The sequence below is a fragment of the Natribaculum luteum genome, assembly GCF_023008545.1.
GTDB lineage: Archaea > Halobacteriota > Halobacteria > Halobacteriales > Natrialbaceae > Natribaculum > Natribaculum luteum.
The window spans coordinates 1,325,468-1,346,823 of record NZ_CP095397.1; the positions used below are offsets into that span (position 1 = coordinate 1,325,468).

Here is a 21,356-nt window from a genome sequence, read left to right on the forward strand (position 1 = left end):
ATCGACGTAAACTGTGTACATGACCGGCGTTCCCGAGGTAGTGGCGGTCGGCAGCGCACTTCTGGACGAACAGTACCTGGTCACGAACCTGCCGGAGCCCGACGGCGGCGCCTACGTGACCGAAGAATCGGAAGCGTTCGGCGGCGTCGCCGCCAACGTCGCCGTGGCGCTCTCGCGACTGGGTCGGACGACTGGAATCGTCGTGCGGCTGGGCAACGACGACACTGCCGACACGGTCACGAAGAACCTCCGCGAGGAGGGTGTGGCGACCGATCGCGTCAGACAAAGCGAGGTCGAACGATCGACCTACTGCATGGTATTTCGCGATTCCGACGGGCGACGGATGATCGTTACTGGCGGTGGCGCCGCAAAGCAGCTGACGCTGAACGCCGACGACGAAGAGTACCTCCGATCGGCCGAAGTCGTCTTCACGAACGGGTTCTGTCCAGATCGTGTCACGCGCAAGCTGTGTGAGCTCGCTGCAGACGGGGACATCCAGCTAGCGTTCGACCTCGCCAGTCCGCTCGAGGGACTGGAAGGACGGGGGACCGAACGGAAGACGGTAGACGAGTTGCTGTCACACCTCGCGCTGTTTGTCGCCAACGGGCCGTCGATCAGGTCGTATCTGGGAGCCAGGGGGAGAGAAGCGGTCGATATCCTGCGCACCCGCGGCGTTCGTCGCGGGGCGTTGACCCGTGGAGAACACGGTGCGATACTCTGGGACGACGAGGAGGTCGTCGACGTACCGGCACTCGACGTCGACGTCGTGGACACCACAGGTGCAGGCGACGCGTTCGTGAGCGGACTGATTCACCGGTGGCTCCTCGAGAACGAGCCGGCCGACGTAGCCGGCCGTTTTGCGACCGCGGCAGGCAGCTACAACTGCACCAGAACGGGTGCCCGCGGAGGGATGACAGACGAAGACCGTATCGAGGCCGTTTTGAACGACCGCGTCGCCCACTAACCCGAACTCGGTTGCACGCTGGCCAGCGAGACGTCCGCCGGTCGAATCGACGGTCGCGTGTCACGGAAAGTCGAAAAGGTAACACTGCCTGACTCTCGAGTGTGGCCCGTGACGCTCTCGGCGCTCCAGGCGACGGTCCCCGACCTCCTTCGACTCGTCGCCGTCCCCGTCTTCGCCTGGGCCGCCGTTCGCGACGTCAGGACGCGACGGATCTCGAGTTCGCTGTGGGTGCCGCTGTCGGCGCTCGGGGCGGCGTTGCTCGCCTGGGACGGCTGGATCGCCCGACAGACGGGCGCGTGGGCCGAGTTCGTGATTCCGGCGACGGTCAGTCTCGGCGTCGTCGTTCCGATCGCCTATCTGTTCTGGTGGTTCGGCGGCTTCGGCGGAGCCGACGCCAAGGCACTCATGGTCCTCGCCGTGCTGTTCCCGACGTTTCCCCGCTACGTGGTCGCCAGCGTCGAATTCCCGGCGACGACCACGCCCATCGGCGCGTTCTCGTTTACGATCCTGACGAACGCCGTCCTCGTCGGCCTCACCATTCCGATCGTTCTGGCGATCCGCAACGGCATCGCCGGCCGGATCGCGCCCGTGATGATCGTCGGCTGGCCCGTCGACGTCGAGGAGATTCCACGGACGCACGGCCGACTCCTGCAGACGCCCGACGGACTCTCTCGAGGCGGCCTCGACCTCGACGCCCTGCGGATGTACCTGCGCTGGCGGGGACTCACGCTCGAGGCGGTTCGCGACCACCCCGACCGCTATCGCGACCCCGCGACGCTTCCCGACGAGCCGAATCCGCCGACCGACGGCGCGGTGGCCCGCGACGCCGACGTCCTGGAAGACGGCGGCGAAACCGTCGAGTATCGGGAGCCGAGCGACGCCACGGCGTCCGAGGATCCCTGGGGCGCCGAGACGTTCCTCGAGGACGTCGAGCGCAGTACGTACGGGACGACTCCCGACGACCTCCGGGCGGGACTCGAGGTGCTGGTCGAGGAGGAGACGGTCTGGATCTCGCCGGGAACGCCGTTTCTCGTCCCCGTCTTCGTCGGCCTCGTGATCGCACTCGGCTACGGCGACCTGTTGCTCGGGCTACTGTTCTGAGAACGCGCGGTCGTACAGCGGGACCGCAACCGTCCACAGCAGGACGAACGCCGCGCCGACGACGACCACGGCGAGCCAGAGGTCGCCGCGACCGGTCGGCGGCCCGCTGGCCATCGCGGCGAACGTGCCGACGAACAGCGCTACACAGACCGCGAGGCTGCCGAACTCGAGCGTCGCCGCGACCGGATGTTCGCGTGCCGTCTCCCAGAGAGCGGCGAGGTCAGTACGGAGACTCATCGTCGAGGTGGTCGCTCGAGGAGGACGTCGGTCACGTCTAGTTACGCTTGCGACTCGATGTCCGCAGCGATGTCGTCGAGTTCGTCGTCGGAGAGATCCGGGAGGTCGCCGAAGATGGCGTGAATCGGCCCACCGGCGTCGTCCTCGAAGCGCGGGACGATGTGACAGTGGACGTGGTCGACCTCCTGGCCGGCGGCCTCGCCGTTGTTGAACGCGACCGTCGTCGCGTCGGCGTCGACGGCGTCCTCGACGGCCGGCACGAGTCGGTGGATCGTCGCGTAGAGGTCCGCCGCCTCGTCTTCGGGGACGTCCTCGAGTCGTTCGTACTCCGCTTTGGGGATGACGAGCGTGTGCCCCGGCGCGAGCGGGTTCGCGTCGAGAAACGCGAGCGTCGTCTCGTCTTCGTAGACGATCCGTGCCGGAATCTCGCCGTCGACGATCTGACTGAAGATCGAACTCATAGGCGAGTGTGTGGTCGCACCCATCAAGAAGGTTACTCGTGGCGACGACGTCCCGGGGTTCGTGGCTAGATCGACGCCGACCGCCTCGGCGACCAGCGCGTCGACGACCGCCGATGCGATCGGCGGTGACAACCACGTCGACGACAACCGCATCGACAGCGACTGCCCCCGACATCTACCCGTGGCGCGCGCCGGGCCGTGGCGAACGACGAGTGAGCCACGGCTCGACGTCGTGCGAGGGATGAGCGAGCGAACGGCGTGAGCGAGCGAATCGGCTGGGGAGGACGTGGCTCTCATCGTGTTCGTGCGAGCAGGGCACTCGTCGCCGCAGTCGTCCGCACTCGAGCAGGGACGTTTCGGGCGTTCGACTCCTCGAGCAGTTACCCGCGGGCTACGACTCGAGCGAGTACGCTTCCCACAGTCTACGCACTCGAGGAGGTGATCACGAGGGCGCTCGTCGTCGGTTATCAGCAGTCGGACTCGAGCTCACGCCCGCCGGTCTCGCGCCGGATCGCCGTCGCCCGCGCCCCGACCGCCCTCGTCCTCCCAGCCCTCGAGGTGGACGAGGTCGTCGAGCTCGAGACGGTCGCGCCAGCCTTCCGTCTGGAGGATCGGCTCCTCGGGGAACGACTCCGGATAGCCGACACAGAGGTAGGCCACGGGCTTGACGTGGGGTGGCACGTCGAGCACCTCGCGCACCTCCGACGGGTAGAGAAAGCTCACCCAGCCGACCCCGATTCCCTCGGCGCGGGCGGCCAGCCAGAGGTTCTGGACGGCCAGACACGTCGAGTAGACGTCCATCCGGCGCATCGAGTTGCGACCCAGCACGTGCGGTTCGCCACGCGTCGGATCGCAGGTGACACAGACGTTGACCGGCGCGTCCTCGATCCCCTCGAGTTTCAACCGTCCGAACTGCGACCGCCGGGGCTGCTCGTAGGCCGCCTGGGCGGCGTCGATCGCTCTCGAGGCGATCGCTTTGATCTCGGCTTTCGTCTCCGGATCCCGGACGACGACGAAGTCCCAGGGCTGGGAGAAGCCGACGCTCGGCGCGTGGTGGGCCGCGTCGATCACCCGCTCGAGTGTCTCCTCGGGGATCGGTTCGTCCCGAAATCGGCGGATATCCCGCCTTGCGTAGATCGTCCGGTACACTGCCCGAATCTCGTCGTCGGTGAATCCAAACATACTGGAGCTAGAAAAATTATACTTGAAGCCGTTTTCCATCCTCCTGACAGCAGGACCGATCCCGCCGTCGGCAGGGCAGCCGACCAGACGGGCCGACGACCGGCAACTCGCCAGCGGGGCAGCCGACTACTCGAGCGACCACTCCTCGGGAGGAGCGGCGAGACACGTCTCGAGGGCGTCCTCGATCGCCGCCACGTACTCCGCCGGTTCGTAGCCGAGGCGAGCGATCCAGACGTCCTGGTACGATGGATGCAGGATCGGGAGGAGCCACGTCTCGAGTCGATCGCAGCGGACGGGATCGAGCACCGAATCGAGAAACCCCTCGAGGTCGCGTCCTTCGGCCTCGAGGACCGTGGTCGTCGCGTGCTTGCCCGTCGCGAGGACGACGGCCGGCGAGACCGACTCGAGTTCGGCACGCAGGTGCGACCGGCAGGTCGCCCGTTCCTCGGCGGTCGGTTCGCGGTTGGTCGTCTCGTCGTCGTCGGCCGCGGGAAAACACTTGACGGCGTTCGTGTAGTAGGCATCGTCGGCGTAGCCGATCGACTCGAGGAGGTCGCGAACGCGACGGCCGGAGTGTCTCGAGGTGTAGGCCTTGCCGGTCCAGTTGCCGCCTCGCCAGCGGTCGGCGTCGGGGTCGCCGTAGCCGGGCGCTTCGCCGACGACCATCACGGCGGCGTCGAGATCGCCGGTACCCCAGGAGATGTGCTCTCGAGCGTCGACGAGGGCCGGACACCGGGTGCAGTTCGACTCGAGGACGTGGCGTCTGGTCGGGAACTCGGGCACGTGTGGTCGTGGGTCGGCGCGTCGAATCACGGTGTCGATGCCGATCGACGGCCGGCGAGGTGAGGGTCGTGGGAGGTTGCTACGATCGGACGGCCGACACGACTCGAGACGTCACCGAAATCGGTCACGTCGCTCGAGGTGTCAGCACAGCCTCGGAACGGGAACAGTATCAGGATTACAATCAGTTCCGAATCAGATCATTTCGAGTCGAATATGAGCGCTTTCCGTCTCGGGTTCGGACTGTCGTGCGTAGCGATCGATTCGCGCTGACGTGAGCACGGTTCGCGAACGGACTGGAACGGCCAAGTGACAATGCAATTAATAATTCTGGCGACGGAACGGTCGGCCGGTTCGATCGTTCCCGAAGACGAGTCGAACGAAGCGACCCATTGGCCACGTAAATGACAGATTCCAGTGATCGTCGCCTGGCCCCATCTGTCGGAACAGAAACAACGTGCCAGAGGGTGATCGTCAGCGCAATCGGACTGACACGTCGTGAAACGATCGACCGTACTTATGCGACGAGTCGAGTAACAGTTGGCTGCCCCGACAGGGGATAGGAGCGAGAGACATGACTGACGACGTATACAAATCCGAACACGACGGATCAGACGACTCACGCCGGACGTTCGCGAAGAAAGGCGCACTCGCTGCGAGCGCGCTCGCGCTCGGGGCGGGAGCCTCGAGTACAGCAGCGGCACAGGACAACGGAGAAGCGCTGGTGTTTCCACACCACTACATCCCGGAACAGGACCTGGACGTGCTCTCCCAGTTCGAACAGGGCAACACGGTCAACGTCCTCGAACTCGACGGCGAGACGGTCCCGGAGATCAGCCAGCCCGACGAGTACAACGGCTACGTCGTCCGGTACGACATCGGAGAGGAGACGGCGGGCGCGACCGGCTTCCTCTTCTTGCGAAACGAGAGCCTGGACGACGGCGACACCGTGACCCTGTCGGCCGACGCCACGATGTTCAGTTCCGAACTGAACATCCTCAGCGTGTCGATCAACGGCGGGTGACTGGCGAGTAACGTAACTGACGAGTGGAATTCGGCTATCGATTTGGGTGGCAAAACGACGACTTTTCCCGATCTCGTTCGAGCGCTCGAGGGACGTGACCCGTCGGCGACGTGGCACCTCGGGGTTGTCCCCGGGGAAGCCCGCCTCCAGGACAAAACCGTATATTCGACGTGAACGCGGGGGGTTCCAGTCACCAGAAGTGTATATCCGGCTGTTTCTCGAGCGGCGTGGCAGCGAGACGTCCGGTCTATCGTCGTTCGTCGACCAGACCTTGTACGCGACGTGACGTTACACCGCTTTGGTCGACGTGTCGATAATTACTGTTCGGATCACGGAATATCAGCTTCAATTTCAGGGGCGACCGTCGAGCATTCGGCACGTAATCGCTGTAAATATCTGATTCCACTGACCGTCGTCCCGGTCGCCGTTCAGTTCGAAAACACCACGCCGTGACTCGAATCGCCACCACAACCAGGCTGACACGTCGTGAAACGATCGACCGCACTTATGCAACGAGTCGGGTAACAATTGGCCGCCCCGCGACAGGGGATACAGGAGTGAGAGACATGACTGACGACGTATACGAATCCGAACACGACATATCAGATGGATCGCGCCGATCGTTTATGAAGAAAGGTGCGCTCGCCGCGAGTGCACTCGCGCTCGGGGCGGGGGCCTCGAGCACGGCGACGGCACAGGATGCAGACCAAGTCCTGGTGTTCCCCTACCACTACATCCCGGAACAGGACCTCGACGTACTCACCGAACTCGAGCAGAGCACCACCATCAACCTGCTCCAGGTCGACGGCGAGACGGTCGACGAGATCAGCCAGCCCGACGAGTACAACGGGTACGCCGTCCGGTACGACATCGGGGAGGAGACGGCGGGCGCGACCGGCTTCCTCTTCTTGCGGAATGCGAGCCTGGACAGCGGTGACAGCGTGACCCTGTCGGCCGACGCCACGATGTTCAGTTCCGATCTGAACATCCTCAGCGTGTCGGTCAACGGCGACGGGGACAACGGAGACGACGAAGACGAGGACGAAGAAGAGGAAGCGGAAAACGACGCCGACAACGAAACCGAAGACGAAGACGGCGGCGTCACGGTCGAGACGGAAGTCGGCGAGGACAACGAAAGCAACGGCGCGTAACTACAATCGTCCGCCACGGGCGGCGTTCCGACGACGGCGCTGACCACTCTCCGACGACCGCGTTTTCGCCTTTTGACACGACGGAAGTGGTCGGCTCGCATCCCGTCGCGATCGGCGACCGACCCGTAATCTATCACCGACGATGGAGTGTCGGCAGATAGACTGACAGCGAGCGTGACTGACTGTCGACGCGACGAGATGGCACCACCGACGCGTCCGGACGAGCAACCGTGGATCCATTTTGGCGGCTATGCACGCTCACAACGTCGATGCACGGCCTCGAGCAGCCGGCGACTGATGCCGACAGACGAGTCGGGGTAGTGACCGTTTCCGTTATAACGCGTTCTTGGAACGGCTGAAACGATCGATATTGGGTCGAACGATCGCGTCGCCGTCACCGAATATCGATCGACGACCGACGACGACGCGGTCGGTTCGGCGAGAACGAGCCGAGACGTCGACGGCGACTGCCGATACGGGCAGCGAACGCCCATCGACGGGAATTTCGGCCGGCGACGTCACCATCTCGGAGCGAAGAATAGCCTCGCATGGCTGTCAAAAGACGTACTACTGTGGGTACAGCGCACGTAGGTTATCGGTACGCTGTGAAACGATCGACCGCACTTATGCGTCGACTCGAGAAACAATCGGGCGCCCCGACAGGGGACGAGAGTGAGAGACATGACAGACGAAACGTACGAATCCGAACACGACAGATCCGGAGATTCGCGCCGGTCGTTCATGAAGAAGAGCGCACTCGCGACGGGTGCCCTCGTTCTCGGTACCGGCGCCGCGAGTACGGCAGCCGCACAGGACGACGGAGACGTGCTGGTGTTCTCCTACGACTACCTCCCGAACCAGGACTTCGAAGTGCTCGCCCAGCTCGACCAGAGCACCACGATCAGCATCCTCGAGCTCGACGGCGAGGAGGTCGAGGAGATCGGCGGCGGCGACGACTACGACGGGTACGTCATCCGGTACGACATGGGCGAGGACACCGCTGGCGTCACCACGTTCCTCTTCACGGACGAGGCGAGTCTGAGTGAGGGCGACACCGAGACGATGTCGGCGGACGCGTCGATGCTCAGTTCCGATCTGAACATCCTCAGTGCGTCGCTGGGCGGCGGCGACGGAAACGGTGGCGACGAGGAAAACGGCGAAGAAAACGACACCGAGGAAGAAGACGGCGGGATGGCTGACAACGCCACCGAAGAGGACAACGAGACGAACACCACCGCCTGATCCCTCGTTTCGGCCATTTCACCCCTTCTTCGCAACGTGACGAATAATCGCCCGTACTGTCGAGAGTACGGAAAGTGACATCCTCACCCGCCCCAACGGGCGGGATTCTCTCGCTGTTTAACGATAGTATTGCGCCGGTAGTTTCGATCTTCCGGTTATCCGTAACGTGACTGTCGAGCCGATCGTACCGGACGCGAGCCAGTCGGACGCATCGACGTCAGTGACAGTTTCCGTTCCGGGACTGCGAGAGGAAATGCTGCCCACAACGGTCGAGAGACCGATCGATTACACGTAGAAACGGACGATTTCTTCGTCGGCCAAGAGATGGGCCGTCCGTACCGAAATCCCCGATCGAAGACGGATCAGACGGTATTCGTTCGACAGATGGCACACAGGTTTCTTCGGGCGAGCGTGGGCCGGTCGTCGCCACGAGCGCGATCGACGAGCGACGAAACCACCAGCGAAGAACACATTACGGAGCGTCCGTCACGAGGGCATCGACGACACGTGTGTGAAACGATCGACCGTTCTTATGCGACGAGTCGACCAACCAGTGGCTGCCCCGGCAGGGGATACAGGAGTGAGAGACATGACTGACGACGAATACGAATCCGAGCACGATAGCGACGGCGAATCACGACAGTCGTTCACGAGAAAAGGCGCACTCGCAGCGGGTGGGCTCGCACTCGGAGCGGCCGCCTCGAGTACGGTAGCAGCACAGGACGACGACGACGGCGACGCGCTGGTGTTCGCCTACGACTACATCCCGGGACAGGACTTCGAGGTGCTCTCCCAGCTCGACCAGAGCACGACAGTCCAGGTGCTCCAGCTTGACGACGAGGAGGTCGACGAGATCAGTTCGCCGGACGAGTACAACGGGTACGCCGTTCGGTACAACACGGACGCCGACACGGCGGGCACGACGACGTTCGTCTTCCTCAGAGACGAGACCCTGGATACGGAAGACACCGAGACCTTCGAGGGCGACGCGACGATGTTCAGTTCGGATCTGAACCTTCTCAGCGACTCGCTCGAGTAGACCGATCGAGATGTGTTGCCGGCGAAACCGTACCGACGTTCCAGCCAGAACGATGATGTGCCCCTCGAACTGCCAGCCGTTCGCGAGCGACGACGCGCTCCGAGTGTCCCGTGTCCGGAACTGTCGACGAACACGCGGATACCAGCCCCGGAAATCGAACGGTGACGGGAGCCGAAGGGGCCAGTCCAGCGGGGACGTCGGATGCGTGGTTCGCTCGCGAATCGGCGGTGTCGTCGAGGCGACGCTCTCGAACGTGACGTCCACAGACGAGTGACGGCGTGCGAATACCAGCCCACGGAGTCGAACGGACCGCCCGGCCGAGTGCGGCCGGCCGCCGACCCGACGACGTCGTTCGATGCGTGAGAGACGGCGTCCCGGATCCAGTCGGTCTCGAGGGGACAAGTTTACGTTCGTCGGATGAGCTATACGAACGTATGTCATCACTGCTGCCTGAACTGCTCGGCGAATCGCTCTCGTTGCTCGTGTACGCGCTCGTCGCCGGAGCGTTGACCGTCGGCGGCGTCGTCGCCGAGTTCGCGAGCCTGCAACACTACGGCGCGGGCGACGTGACGGTGGGACTGTGGCTGGCCGCAATCGGCGGCGTCATGCTGTACGCCGGCGTCTACGGCATCGCCTACGGCAAACTCCTCGGTCGACTGACGTCGCGTCTCTGATTTTCGGCCGCCACGGAGTTCGGCTCTCGCGAGCGTGGTCGGGCAGTCACACCTGCCGGACCGATTGTCCTTTAATCTCGGAGTGAGTCACGTCACGTATGAGCAGGTTCGGCGAGGTCGACGACCAGTACGACCCGCACGCACTCGAGGAAGCGGTCTTCGAGTACTGGGACGAGACCGACGCCTACGAGCGAACGGTCGAGCACAGAGCCGAGGGCGAATCGTACTTCTTCGTCGACGGGCCGCCGTACACCTCCGGGGCGGCCCACATGGGGACGACGTGGAACAAGACACTGAAAGACGTCTACATCCGCTTCCTGCGGATGCAGGGGTACGACGTCACCGACCGCCCAGGCTACGACATGCACGGGCTCCCCATCGAGACGAAAGTCGAGGAGAAACTCGGCTTCGAGAACAAAAAGGACATCGAGGAGTTCGGCGAGGAGAACTTCATCGAGGAGTGCAAGGCATTCGCCGAGGACCAACTCGAGGGACTGCAGTCGGACTTCAAGTCCTTCGGCGTCTGGATGGACTGGGACGACCCCTACAAGACGGTCAATCCGGAGTACATGGAGGCCGCCTGGTGGGGCTTTTCGAAGGCCGCCGAACGCGGCCTCGTCGAGAAGGGCCAGCGAAGCATCTCGCAGTGTCCCCGGTGTGAGACGGCGATCGCGAACAACGAGGTCGAGTACGAGGACGTCGAGGACCCCTCGATCTACGTCAAATTCGACCTCGAAGACCGGGAAGGCTCGCTGGTCATCTGGACGACGACCCCGTGGACGATCCCGGCGAACACGTTCGTCGCGGTCGACCCCGACCTCACCTACCAGGGCGTCCGCGCGAAAAAGGACGGCGAGGAGGACGTCCTCTACGTCGCCGAGGAGTGCGTCGAGGACGTCCTCTCGAAGGGACGCTACGAGGACTACGAGGTCGTCGAGGAACTCACCGGCGAGGAGATGGTCGGCTGGTCCTACGAACACCCCCTCGCCGAGGAGGTCCCCGACCACGCAGACCACGAGGGCGCACTCGAGGTCTACACCGCCGACTACGTCGAGGCAGACCGGACGGGGCTCGTCCACTCCGCGCCCGGCCACGGTGAAGAGGACTTCGTGCGCGGTCGGGAACTCGGCTTCCCCATCTTCTGTCCCGTCGCCGGTGACGGCGTCTACACCGACGAGGGTGGCACGTACGCCGGCCAGTTCGTCAAAGACGCCGACGAGGAGATCATCGCCGACCTCGAGGACGCGGGCGCGATGCTCCACTCGGGCACCGTCGACCACAGCTACGGCCACTGCTGGCGGTGTGACACGGGCATCATCCAGATCGTCACCGACCAGTGGTTCATCACGATCACCGACGTCAAAGACGAACTGCTCGAGAACATCGAGGACAGCGAGTGGTATCCGCAGTGGGCCCGGGACAACCGCTTCCGGGATTTCGTCGAGGAGGCACCGGACTGGAACGTCTCCCGACAGCGCTACTGGGGCATCCCGCTACCGATCTGGACGCCAGAAGATCGTGACGACGATCAGGATCGGATCGTCGTCAGCACGCGCGAGGAACTCGCCGACCGGGTCGACCAGGAGGTAGATCCCGAGACCGTCGACCTCCACAAAGACACCGTCGACGAACTGACGATCACCGAAGACGGGACGACCTACACCCGCGTCCCCGACGTCTTCGACGTCTGGCTCGACTCCTCGGTGGCGTCGTGGGGGACGCTCAACTTCCCCGAGGACGACAGCAAGTTCGACGAACTCTGGCCCGCCGACCTCATCCTCGAGGCCCACGACCAGACGCGTGGCTGGTTCTGGTCGCAACTCGGCATGGGCACCGCAGCGCTGGGCGAGATTCCCTACGAGCAGGTGCTCATGCACGGCCACGCGCTCGACGAGGACGGCCGCAAGATGTCCAAGTCCGTCGGCAACGTCGTCGAACCCGACACGGCGATCGAGCGCCACGGCTCCGACGCGATGCGGCTGTTCCTGCTGTCGGCGAACCCGCAGGGCGACGACATGCGCTTCTCGTGGGACGAGATGGCCACGATGGAAAACCACCTTCGGACGCTGTGGAACGTCTTCCGCTTCCCGCTGCCGTACATGCGTCTGGACGGCTTCGACCCGGCCGAGACGGACCTCGAAGCGGTCGAGGGGGACCTCGAGCTCGTCGACGAGTGGGTGCTCGCCCGCCTGCAGTCGACGAAGGCGGAGATGACCGAAGAGATGGAGCAGTTCCGCCAGGACCGCGCGCTCGAGGCGTTACTCGAGTTCATCGTCGAGGACGTCTCGCGATTCTACGTCCAGGCGGTCCGCGAGCGGATGTGGGAAGAAGAGGACAGTCCCTCGAAGACGGCGGCCTACGCGACGATCTACCGCGTGCTCCACGAGGTCGTCGCGTTACTCGCGCCGTTTGCCCCCTTCGTCACCGAGGAGATCTACGGGACGCTGACCGGCGACGACGGACACCCGACGGTCCACATGGAAGACTGGCCGTCGGTCGACGAGGACCTGGCAGACGAACAGCTCGAGGAAGACGTCGCCCTCCTGCGGGCGATCGAGGAGGGCGGCGCGAACGCCCGCCAGCAGGCCGGTCGGAAGCTTCGCTGGCCCGTCCAGCGCGTGATCGTCGCCGCCGCCGACGAGCGCACCGTCGAGGCAGTCGAGCGCCACGAGACGCTGCTCGCCGACCGGCTCAACGCCCGCGAGGTCCAGCTCGTCGAACCCGACGAGCAGTGGGGTGAACTCGCCTACAGCGCCGAAGCCGACATGAGCAAGCTCGGCCCCGCCTTCGGCGGTCGCGCCGGCGAGGTTATGACCGCGCTCAACGAGGCCCGCATCGAGGAGCCGACCCTCGAGGCGCTTGAGGACGCCGTTTCGGACGTCCTCGACGGCGAGGAACTCGAGGAGGAGATGGTCTCTTTCGTCACCGAAACTCCTGAGGGCGTCGCCGGTGCCTCGTTCGGCCTGAACGGCGACGACCGCGGCGTCGTCTACGTCGACGCTGCGCTCACCGAGGACATCGAGAGCGAGGGCTACGCCCGCGAGGTCATCCGCCGCGTCCAGGAGATGCGCAAGGACCTCGACCTGGACGTCGAAGAGCGCATCGCCCTCGAACTCGAGATCGACGACGACCGCGTCGCCAACCTCGTCGCAGACCGCGAGGACCTGATCCGCGAGGAAGTGCGTGCGGACGAGGTCGGGACCGTCGAGGACGGCCACCGCAAGGAGTGGGAGGTCGAAGGCGTCGACGTCGAACTCGCGATCGCGCCGCTTGCGGAGTCGACGGCCTGACCGATGACGACGGTCACGATCCTCTCGGACAACGAGGTCGGCACGTCGCGACCGAAGGGACTGCGCGCCGAGTGGGGGTTCGCCGCGGCCGTCGGCGACGTCCTCTTCGACGCCGGACAGACCGGCGTCGCGGCCGACAACGCCACGAGACTCGAGGTCGGCCCGTTCGAGACGATCGTCCTCAGCCACGGCCACTACGATCACACGTCCGGACTCCCGCCGTTTCTCGAGGACGCCACGGAGCTGTACTGCCATCCCGCGGCCTTCGAGCCGAAGTACAGCGGGGGCGGTGACGAACCCATCGGGATGCCGTACGCTCGGACGTGGCTCGAGTCCCAGGTCGCCGTGACGACTCACGACGAGCCTGTCGAGGTGGCCGACGGGATCTACGCGCTCGGTGAGATCCCACGGGAGTTCCCGGACAACCCTACCGGCGAGACGGTCGACCGGGACGGCCGTCGTGTCGCCGATCCCGTCCGTGACGACCAGGCGCTCGCGGTCGAGACCGACGACGGGATCGGACTCGTCCTCGGCTGCGGTCACGCGGGGCTTCGGAACACGGTCGTCCACGCCGAGGCCACCCTCGACGAACCCGTCCGGACGGTCGTCGGCGGCACCCACCTTCGGTCGGACGACGTCGACGAACTGACGTCGATCGCGCGATGGCTCGAGGACCGAATCGAGCGGATCGTCCCGACACACTGTACTGGCCACGAGGCCGAGCGAATCCTCCGGGAGACGTTCGGCGACGCCTTCGTTCGGGTCGGGGTCGGATCGACGATCGAACTCTGAGTACGGTCGAGTTCCGACCCGATCGGCTCTGTCGGAATCCGCAGCCGCTGATAGTTTGTCGAGGCCGTCGAATACGACGCGCAAAACACGGTCGACCCGCTCGATCTTCGACTAGTATTCGTTTCTTTTCCATTCACACCAGAAATAGATGCGCTGAATGCCCTCGAAACTGCTCGATACCGGCGAGTCGGTCGTGAAAGGGGCTAGCCAGGCCAACTCGGTACCGAAAAGATCGATCAGGTCTTGTCGCGCGGATTCGTCCTGTACTACGAGCCCGTTGATGGAAATACGACCCTTTACCGCTAGTGATGCTGATGCTGTCTTCGAGGTTCATCGGCGTGCATTCGAAGGACGGACCGACGAGTCACGCATCGTGCAGCGATTACACGACGCTGACAAGGCTGTCGTGTCACTGGTGGCTGTTGAAAACGACCGGATCGTGGGTCACGTCCTATTTTCCCCAGTATCTGTGGCAGATCAAAAAGAGGTGGGGAAAGTCGCTGGGCTAGCGCCGGTCGGCGTACTACCGGAAAACCAAAACGAGGGGGTCGGCTCGTCGCTGATCGAGCATGGTTTCGTGGAGTGTCGTGACGCCGGTGTCGACGCCGTGGTCGTTTTGGGTGACCCAGGATACTATTCTCGCTTTGGCTTCGAACGGGCAAGCGAGTATGGACTCGGTAATGAGTATGGTGCTGACGAAGGATTTATGGTCAAACCGTTAACCGAAGGGGCACTAGACGACGTGGACGGAATCGTCACATATCGACCAGAATTCCAATCGGACGAGGATTAACGGCTCCGTGGCTCTGTTGAAACCCTCGGACGTTGATACAAACGGCATGCTGAATGTAGAGGTTGAGTTCAGCACACCTCCTTCGTTTGCTTCGCTCCGAAACCAGCGAACCAACCGCTTAGTAGATTTGCCAAATGAACACTGCATAACACCTAACTCCGAGTAACTCAAATGTCAGTTGATGGGTGAGGTAGACAGATTCCGGGAGTGGTGTATGAACATCATAGATCTCGATAGAATTGTTACCAACCCCTCCGAAATCTGTGCTCATTCGGTTCGTACAACTGCAGTCCAACTCGCCTTCTGGATGATTGTACTTTCTGAGTTTGTAAGCGCTGTACTGGGACACCGTACCATAGTCACTTTGGCCGGTACCGTCGTCGGTGGTACAATTATAGCTGGTGTGATCTTCACGACAGTCACCGACCGTTAGACCTGTAGCCTGTACTGACCGATCCCCCCCTTTCGTAGATCGACCACGATCTACTGCCACATTCGCGCTGTCTATTCAGCACGACTCCAGAGATTTATCATCGTTGGAGGATTTCAACAAAGCCGGCTCTGTCGAAGTCTTCTCTCGCAGACGTCGAATTTCGAACGGCAGACGGGTAGAACGTGGTAAACCTGTAACTCCGCAGTGATTTCAACGGAGCCACCCGATCGGGTCGCTGACCGAATCGCCGGCGGGTCGTCGCTCCGGACGCTGTCGTAAGATCCTTGAACGTTCACGCGACAGCGTACGTCGTGAAAAACCGGGTCGTCACCGTCGTGCTAGCGGTTTTCTTCGTCGTGAGTGCGCCGATCGGTACCGTCGCCGCCGGCACGGGACCACCACCAGCCGCGAGCCTCGAGGACGACCGATCGGTCGCGGTGAGCGGCGCCGCCTCGGTCTCGAGCGCACCGGACGACGGCGTCCTCCACCGAACGCTCGTCCTCAGACAGCGACCCGACCGGCCCGGCGAGTTCGAGACCGAGCTGACGGTCTCGATTCCCGAGGCCGTCGGCGACCTCGAGATCACACTCGAGTCGGCGGCGACGGTGACGGAGACGGCGGGCTTCGAGCGACTCGAAGAAGACGTCTACCGGTGGGACGGGTCGACCGCCGAACCGACGGTGACGTTCACGATGCCGGCGAACCGGACGGGAACCGAGCGCCGGCGCGCGGCGACCGCGTCGGAGGAGGGCTACACGTTCGTCGAGACGGGCTCGTGGGGCGTGGTCCAGGTTCCCGACGTCGTCGCCCTCGAGTGGCGCGAGCGCGAGCGCGTCGGTACGGATCGAACGGTCGTCGTCGACGGTCCCGGCGCGACCGGCGGCGACGTCGCCTTCTTCGGCGAGGCGACCGAGTACGAACGGACCGTCGACGGCGAACGGTTCCGTCTGGTCGTCCCCGAGGCCGCCGACCTGGCCGAGCGTCCCGACGAAATTCTCGAGTCGCTCGCGACCGCGAGCGAACAACTCCGGATCGGTGCGCCCAACGACGAGGTGTTCGTCGTCGCGGCACCGACCGACAGCGTCGAGTGGGGACCGCGGGGGATCCAGTACGGCGACGGCGACGCGTGGGTCAGAGACGACGCACCTCTCGACGAACCCGAAAACGTCTGGATCCACGAGTACGTCCACACGCGCCAGGACTTCGCGAGGGGCGAGACCGGGACGACAGCGGAGACGCGGTGGCTGGTCGAGGGCGGCGCGGAGTACTACGCCGCACTGGCGACGCTCGAGCAGGACCGGATCGACTACGACGAGTTCCGGCGATTCCTGGAAGCCGGCGGGCGGTCGCCGTACGCCGACGGCACGCTCGCCGCGCCGGCGACGTGGGACCACGAGCGGACGGACTACGTCAGGGGAGCGCTCGTGCTCGGCGCGCTCGACAGGGAGCTTCGCCTCGCGACCGACGGCGAGCGATCGCTTTCGGCCGTCGTTCGAGAGCTGAACCTCGAGGAGGACACCCTGACCCAGGCGGCGTTTCTTGCGGCGCTCGAGCGGGCTGGCGGCGCGGACGTTCGGACGCTCGCGGAGCGATACACGGAGACCGACGCGGTTCCGGAGACGTGGTCGCGACTCGAGCACCGGACGGCCTTTGCCGGTCCGATCGCGCTCTTCGAGTACCGGATCGAGGATGCCGCGATCACCGGGTTGTACCGCGAGGCCGCGTTCGCCGAGACCACGACCGTCGTGGTCGGTGAAACGGTGGCGTTCGACGTGGCCGTCGCGAACGTCGGCGACCGGGAGGGGAGCTACGACGCGACGCTGCAGGCGGACGGCGGGCTACTCGAGACACGGAGTGGAACGCTCGCGGCCGGCGACGGCCGCGTCGAACGACTCGCCTGGACCCCAGAGGAGCCCGGCCTGTACGACGTCACCGTCGGCGACCGGCGGCTGTCGGTTCGCGTCCGATCGCCAGCCGAGGCGACCGTGACGCAGCTCAGGCTCGAGTCGGCGACGGTCGAACCCGGCGAGTCGGTGACGGCGACCGCGACGGTCGAGAACGACGCCGACCGCCCCGGCGAGGCGACAGTCCGGTTTCGCACGCCCGAGGGCGTCGCAGACGAGCGGACGGTCACGCTCGCGGCCGGCGAACGGACGACTGTCGAGACGAGCCTCGCGTTCGACGAGGCGGGACGCTACCAGGTCGCGGCCGGGGACCGCGTGGCGGTCGTCGCCGTCGAGGACGGCCTCGCGTCGCGGATCGAATCGGGTGCCGAATCGATACCCGGCTTCGGCGTCCCCGTCGCGTTTGGCGCGCTCGTCGTGGTCGCCGTGGCACACGGACGCCGCCAGTAGAAGCGGACGACTACTCGAGTCGCGCCGCGACCGACGAGGCGACGGAGACGTCGCTCGCGGGCCGTTCGATCGTGTCCGTCCCGTAGATGGCCTCGACGCCGGCACTCGAGAGGCGCACGTAGGCGTCGCGGACGAGCAGCGGGTGGACGCAGGTGACGAAGACGCGGCCGACGTCGCGCTCGCTGAGGACGCCGATGGCCTCGCTCATCGTCGACCCGGTCGCGATGATGTCGTCGGTGACGACGACGTCACGGTCGGCGACGTCGACGTCGCTGGGCGTGATCTCGACGTCCGTCCCCGAGTGACGGACCTTCTCGAAGTAGTCGGTCTCACCGGTGCCGTAGGCGTCGCGGACGGTCGCTGCGAGTTCGATCGCGCCCGCGTCGGGCGAGAGGAAGACGGGATCGGTGAGGTCGTCCGGAAGCGGTTCGGCGAGTCGACCCGCCGCGTCGATCGACTCGGCCGCCGGCTCGAAGAAGTCACAGATCGCCTCCTCGTGTGGGTTGACGGTGAGCACCCGGTCCGTTCCGGTCGAGATGGCGCGGGCGACCGCCCGCGCCGAGACGGGGTGGCCGGGATCGAAGGCCTCGTCCTGGCGACCGTAGCCCATGTACGGGAGCACCGTCACGACTTCCTCGGCACCTGCTTCCCGGACCGCGTCCTGGAGTTGCAGCAGTTCGACGTGGGCGTCACTCGAGACAGTCGAGGCGACGATCACCGCGCGGTCGGCGTCGAACTCCGGGACGGCGGCGAGCAGTTCGCCGTCGGGGAATCGGTCGTACGCGACGTCGGCGAGCGGTTCCTCGAGTTCTCGAGCGAGTTCCGCGGCGAGCGCTTGCGACGCGGAGCCAGCGACGATCATACTCGAACTCACAGCACGGGTCCTAAACCCGCTTTCGTTCTCCTGCAATTACTCGCCGTCGCCCCCTGCAGTACACGCGCCGCCGTCGGTCGATCCCGGAACCGACAGCGTGCCGTCGCGAGTGACTAGCACGAGCAGGTTCAGGCAGTCCGGATGGTTCCACTTCTCGGGCGTGACCTGGGTGAGTTGCGCGCCGTCGAGTCGGACCGTCAACCGGAACTCGCCGCCGGTCGTCGGCCAGTCGCGCTCGAGCGTGACGCCCTCGCCGTCGGCCTGGATCTCGTGGGTCGACCAGTGTTCGATCTCGTTTTCGAACTGGACCAGGACGTCGATCGTGTGGGCACTGTCGTCTAGGTTCTCGATTGAGACGTCGCCGAGGACGGTCGTTCTGGTCTCGTCTTCGCCGTCGGCGGAATCGTCCGTCCCGCTGATCTGTTCGTCGGCGCCGTCGGTCGAATTGTCGACACCGTCGTCTCCTCCCCCGTTCTCGTCGTCGTCGCCGCCGAGACAGCCGGCGATCGCCCCCGTCGCGGCGACGCCGGTCGCCGCGAGGACGCGACGACGCGTGAGTCCGCTCATGCTGACCGCTCGTCGGCAGAATCGCTTAATTGTTCGTCAGACATAGTCAATTTATTTGAGAGGTATTGCGAGGCCGCTTACGTCTGTCACGCCGAGCAATCGCGAGCGCCAGGCGTCGTCGGCGTCCGACTCGCCGTCTACGCTCGCCGCGAGGAAGATCCCTCCCTCGGTCACCGCGTAGAGCGCGTCGCCGTATCCGACGCCGACGACTGGTTCGTCGGCCCCGGCGAACTCGAGCCATTCGCCGTCGACGTGTTCGTAGACCGTCGACCCGGCGATCGCGTGGGCGCGCTCGAGTCGGCCGGGTTCGGAGAGCGGGTCCGCGCCGACGACGTCGAACCGGCCATCGCGTTCGCGCATCCAGCCGTTGCCGAGTTTGTAGAGGCCGTCGTCGGTCGCCGCCAGGGGAACGCCCGCAGCGGAAACGTCGTTTGCCGCCGAGAGACCGGCGTGCTCGAGGGCGTCGCCGCGCACCCGGTAGACGCCGTCGGCGGTGGCGACGAGGTCGCCGTCGATCGCCCGTACCTCGCCGTCGAACGGCGACTCGAGGGCGAGCCACTCGTCGTCCCGCCGACGAGCGACGCGGCCGTCGGGTGCGGCCGCGAGCAGGTCGCCCCCGTCGTAGCCGACGGCGACTGCGGGACCGAACTCGGTCGGTTCGAACGTGGCGTCGTCGTCCGCGTCCGAAAGCGCCAGCACGCGGACGTCCTCGTCGGTCGCGACCGCGACCGTCTCGCCGCCGGCAGCGACGTCGCGTGCGTTACAGCGGGCGACGAGGCCGAACTCGCCGACGATGTCGTCTGCGACCCGGACCCAGCAGACGCCGACGCCGCTCGCGACGTACGCCTCGACCGCGCCGCGGCGGTCGTCGTAGACGCGTTTCTCCTCGATCGAGAGCATACGCGAGGGGAGACGCGCCGCCCTCGAAAGCGTTCCGTCTGGGGACGCGTCGCGATAGCCGTGACCGTCCGGAATCCATTTGAGGACTCCGCCAAGAGTATCTCCCGATGGAAGTGTTCGGATCGAGCGGGACGCGTGGCGTCGCCAACGAGGAACTGACGCCGGAGTTCGTCCTGCGCGTGGCGAAGGCCGCGGGGACGGCCTGGGGGGGAAGACGGGTCGCCGTCGCTCGGGACACGCGACTCACCGGACGAATGCTCGCCGACGCGGCGACGAGCGGCCTCGCGAGCACCGGCTGTGACGTCGACCGTCTCGGAGTCGTCCCGACGCCGGCCGCACAGACCTACGCCGAGCGGGAGGGCGTGCCGGCGATGGTCATCACCGCCTCGCACAACCCACCCCAGTACAACGGCGTCAAACTCGTCGGGAGCGACGGCGTCGAACTCGCGGTGTCGGACCTCGAGGCGGTCGAGGAGACGCTGCTGCGGGAAGCGTTCGACGTCGTTCCGTGGAACGAGATCGGTCGCGTGACGAGCGTCGAGAGCGCCAACCGGGCCTACGTGGACCAGTTGCTCGCGGCCGTCGACCGGGAGACGATCGCCGACGCCGACCTGACCGTCGCGCTCGATCCCGGCCACGGGGCGGGCTCGCTGACGAGCCCGGAGTTCTTCCGCGCGCTGGGCTGTCGCGTCGTCACCGTCAACAGTCAGGCCGACGGTCACTTCCCCGGTCGGGATCCCGAGCCGATTCCGGACAACCTCCAGGACCTGGGCCGACTCGTTCGCGCGACCGACGCCGACGTCGGGATCGCCCACGACGGCGACGCAGACCGCGCGATCTTCTTCGACGAGAACGGCGAGTACGTCGAAGGCGACGCCGCGCTGGCCGCGCTGGCCGCCGCCGAACTCGAGGCCGACGACACCACCGTCTCCGCCGTGAACGTCTCCCAGCGACTCGTCGATGTCGCCGCCGAGGCGGACGCCGACCTCGAACTCACCCCGATCGGCTCGACGAACATCATCACTCGAATCGAGGAGCTCGAGGCCAACGGCAGGCGGGTCCCGATCGCGGGTGAGGGCAACGGCGGGATCTTCTTTCCTGACTACCGGCTCTCGCGAGACGGCGCGTACACCGCCGCCCGGTTCCTCGAACTCGTCGCCGAGCGGCCGGCAAGCGAGATCGTCGCGCCGTACGGCGGCTACGCCAACGTCCGGCGCAACATCCACTACGACTCCACCGCGGAACGCGACGCGATGCTCGACGCCGCCGCGAACCACGCCCAGGCGTCCGACGCCGAACTCAACACCCGCGACGGCTACCGGCTCGACCACGGCGACGCGTGGGTCCTCGCACGGCCTTCGGGAACCGAACCGCTCGTTCGGATCTACGCCGAAGCTCGCAACCGAGACCGTGCCGAAGAACTCGCGGGCAACATGTACGACGCCCTGGCCGCGGCGAAAGCCGACGCCTAACGCATCCGTCGACGCCGTCGCCGCCC

General features: G+C 65.3%; 20 protein-coding genes. 13 read left to right on the plus strand and 7 right to left on the minus strand.

From position 1 onward, the window contains the following. Positions 1 to 19: 19 nt before the first annotated feature. On the plus strand, positions 20 to 964 hold the full coding sequence (locus tag MU558_RS06805; protein ID WP_246973244.1) for a carbohydrate kinase family protein: 945 nt from the start codon (positions 20 to 22) through the stop codon (positions 962 to 964). 108 nt (positions 965 to 1,072) lie between these two features. After that, positions 1,073 to 2,065 (plus strand): A24 family peptidase, encoded by a 993-nt coding sequence (locus MU558_RS06810; protein WP_246973246.1) that lies wholly within the window; start codon positions 1,073 to 1,075, stop codon positions 2,063 to 2,065. On the opposite strand, the gene MU558_RS06815 is transcribed toward MU558_RS06810, so the two are convergent. Together MU558_RS06815 and MU558_RS06820 are read right to left on the minus strand one after the other, a co-directional pair. Beyond that, positions 2,054 to 2,302 (minus strand): hypothetical protein, encoded by a 249-nt coding sequence (locus MU558_RS06815; RefSeq protein WP_246973247.1) that lies wholly within the window; start codon positions 2,300 to 2,302, stop codon positions 2,054 to 2,056. The genes MU558_RS06810 and MU558_RS06815 overlap by 12 nt on opposite strands. Before the next feature lie 41 nt (positions 2,303 to 2,343). Continuing rightward, positions 2,344 to 2,763 carry an HIT family protein gene (locus tag MU558_RS06820; RefSeq protein ID WP_246973248.1) on the minus strand — a complete coding sequence of 140 codons (420 nt, stop codon included), beginning with the start codon at positions 2,761 to 2,763 and terminating at the stop codon, positions 2,344 to 2,346. A 61-nt stretch (positions 2,764 to 2,824) separates the two neighbouring features. On the opposite strand from MU558_RS06820, the gene MU558_RS06825 reads away from it, so the two are divergent. Then, positions 2,825 to 3,025 (plus strand): hypothetical protein, encoded by a 201-nt coding sequence (locus MU558_RS06825; RefSeq protein ID WP_246973249.1) that lies wholly within the window; start codon positions 2,825 to 2,827, stop codon positions 3,023 to 3,025. A gap of 224 nt (positions 3,026 to 3,249) precedes the next feature. Here MU558_RS06825 and bluB read toward each other — a convergent pair whose 3' ends face one another. After that, positions 3,250 to 3,945 carry a 5,6-dimethylbenzimidazole synthase gene (gene bluB / locus MU558_RS06830; protein WP_246973250.1) on the minus strand — a complete coding sequence of 232 codons (696 nt, stop codon included), beginning with the start codon at positions 3,943 to 3,945 and terminating at the stop codon, positions 3,250 to 3,252. Positions 3,946 to 4,071: 126 nt separating this feature from the next. Continuing rightward, complete coding sequence (locus tag MU558_RS06835; protein ID WP_246973251.1) at positions 4,072 to 4,728, minus strand: uracil-DNA glycosylase; 657 nt, start codon at positions 4,726 to 4,728, stop codon at positions 4,072 to 4,074. 571 nt (positions 4,729 to 5,299) lie between these two features. Between MU558_RS06835 and MU558_RS06840 the strand changes: the two genes are divergently transcribed. The 9 genes from MU558_RS06840 (at position 5,300) to MU558_RS06880 (ending at position 17,517) form a co-directional block, all read left to right on the plus strand. Continuing rightward, positions 5,300 to 5,749, plus strand: coding sequence for a calcium-binding protein (locus MU558_RS06840; protein ID WP_246973252.1), 450 nt, complete (start codon positions 5,300 to 5,302; stop codon positions 5,747 to 5,749). Positions 5,750 to 6,315: 566 nt separating this feature from the next. Continuing rightward, positions 6,316 to 6,900: a twin-arginine translocation signal domain-containing protein gene (locus tag MU558_RS06845; protein WP_246973253.1), complete on the plus strand. Its 585-nt coding sequence runs from the start codon at positions 6,316 to 6,318 to the stop codon at positions 6,898 to 6,900. A 681-nt stretch (positions 6,901 to 7,581) separates the two neighbouring features. Continuing rightward, the gene (locus tag MU558_RS06850) at positions 7,582 to 8,142 is read left to right on the plus strand and encodes a twin-arginine translocation signal domain-containing protein (protein ID WP_246973262.1); all 561 of its coding nucleotides are present in this window, start codon (positions 7,582 to 7,584) and stop codon (positions 8,140 to 8,142) included. Between the two features lie 589 nt (positions 8,143 to 8,731). Continuing rightward, positions 8,732 to 9,181, plus strand: coding sequence for a calcium-binding protein (locus MU558_RS06855; protein ID WP_246973264.1), 450 nt, complete (start codon positions 8,732 to 8,734; stop codon positions 9,179 to 9,181). Positions 9,182 to 9,615: 434 nt separating this feature from the next. After that, complete coding sequence (locus MU558_RS06860; RefSeq protein WP_246973266.1) at positions 9,616 to 9,855, plus strand: DUF8151 family protein; 240 nt, start codon at positions 9,616 to 9,618, stop codon at positions 9,853 to 9,855. A 98-nt stretch (positions 9,856 to 9,953) separates the two neighbouring features. Further along, positions 9,954 to 13,145, plus strand: a complete 3,192-nt coding sequence (gene ileS / locus MU558_RS06865; RefSeq protein ID WP_246973268.1) for an isoleucine--tRNA ligase — start codon at positions 9,954 to 9,956, stop codon at positions 13,143 to 13,145. 3 nt (positions 13,146 to 13,148) lie between these two features. Then, on the plus strand, positions 13,149 to 13,937 hold the full coding sequence (locus tag MU558_RS06870) for an MBL fold metallo-hydrolase (protein ID WP_246973270.1): 789 nt from the start codon (positions 13,149 to 13,151) through the stop codon (positions 13,935 to 13,937). Positions 13,938 to 14,217: 280 nt separating this feature from the next. Then, on the plus strand, positions 14,218 to 14,730 hold the full coding sequence (locus MU558_RS06875) for a GNAT family N-acetyltransferase (protein ID WP_246973274.1): 513 nt from the start codon (positions 14,218 to 14,220) through the stop codon (positions 14,728 to 14,730). Positions 14,731 to 15,474: 744 nt separating this feature from the next. Then, the gene (locus MU558_RS06880) at positions 15,475 to 17,517 is read left to right on the plus strand and encodes a M61 metallopeptidase family protein (protein ID WP_246973277.1); all 2,043 of its coding nucleotides are present in this window, start codon (positions 15,475 to 15,477) and stop codon (positions 17,515 to 17,517) included. A 10-nt stretch (positions 17,518 to 17,527) separates the two neighbouring features. Here MU558_RS06880 and MU558_RS06885 read toward each other — a convergent pair whose 3' ends face one another. From MU558_RS06885 to MU558_RS06895, 3 genes are read right to left on the minus strand one after another with little or no spacing between them, the layout of a single operon-like run. Then, on the minus strand, positions 17,528 to 18,379 hold the full coding sequence (locus MU558_RS06885; protein ID WP_246973279.1) for a ribose-phosphate diphosphokinase: 852 nt from the start codon (positions 18,377 to 18,379) through the stop codon (positions 17,528 to 17,530). A 48-nt stretch (positions 18,380 to 18,427) separates the two neighbouring features. Continuing rightward, entirely contained in the window at positions 18,428 to 18,958 is a 531-nt protein-coding gene (locus MU558_RS06890) for a hypothetical protein (protein ID WP_246973281.1), read from the minus strand. 51 nt (positions 18,959 to 19,009) lie between these two features. Next, positions 19,010 to 19,858, minus strand: a complete 849-nt coding sequence (locus MU558_RS06895; RefSeq protein ID WP_246973283.1) for an HVO_0234 family beta-propeller protein — start codon at positions 19,856 to 19,858, stop codon at positions 19,010 to 19,012. 107 nt (positions 19,859 to 19,965) lie between these two features. Here MU558_RS06895 and glmM point away from each other — a divergent pair, with 107 nt between their 5' ends. Further along, positions 19,966 to 21,330 (plus strand): phosphoglucosamine mutase, encoded by a 1,365-nt coding sequence (glmM, locus tag MU558_RS06900; RefSeq protein ID WP_246973285.1) that lies wholly within the window; start codon positions 19,966 to 19,968, stop codon positions 21,328 to 21,330. Positions 21,331 to 21,356: the final 26 nt, after the last annotated feature.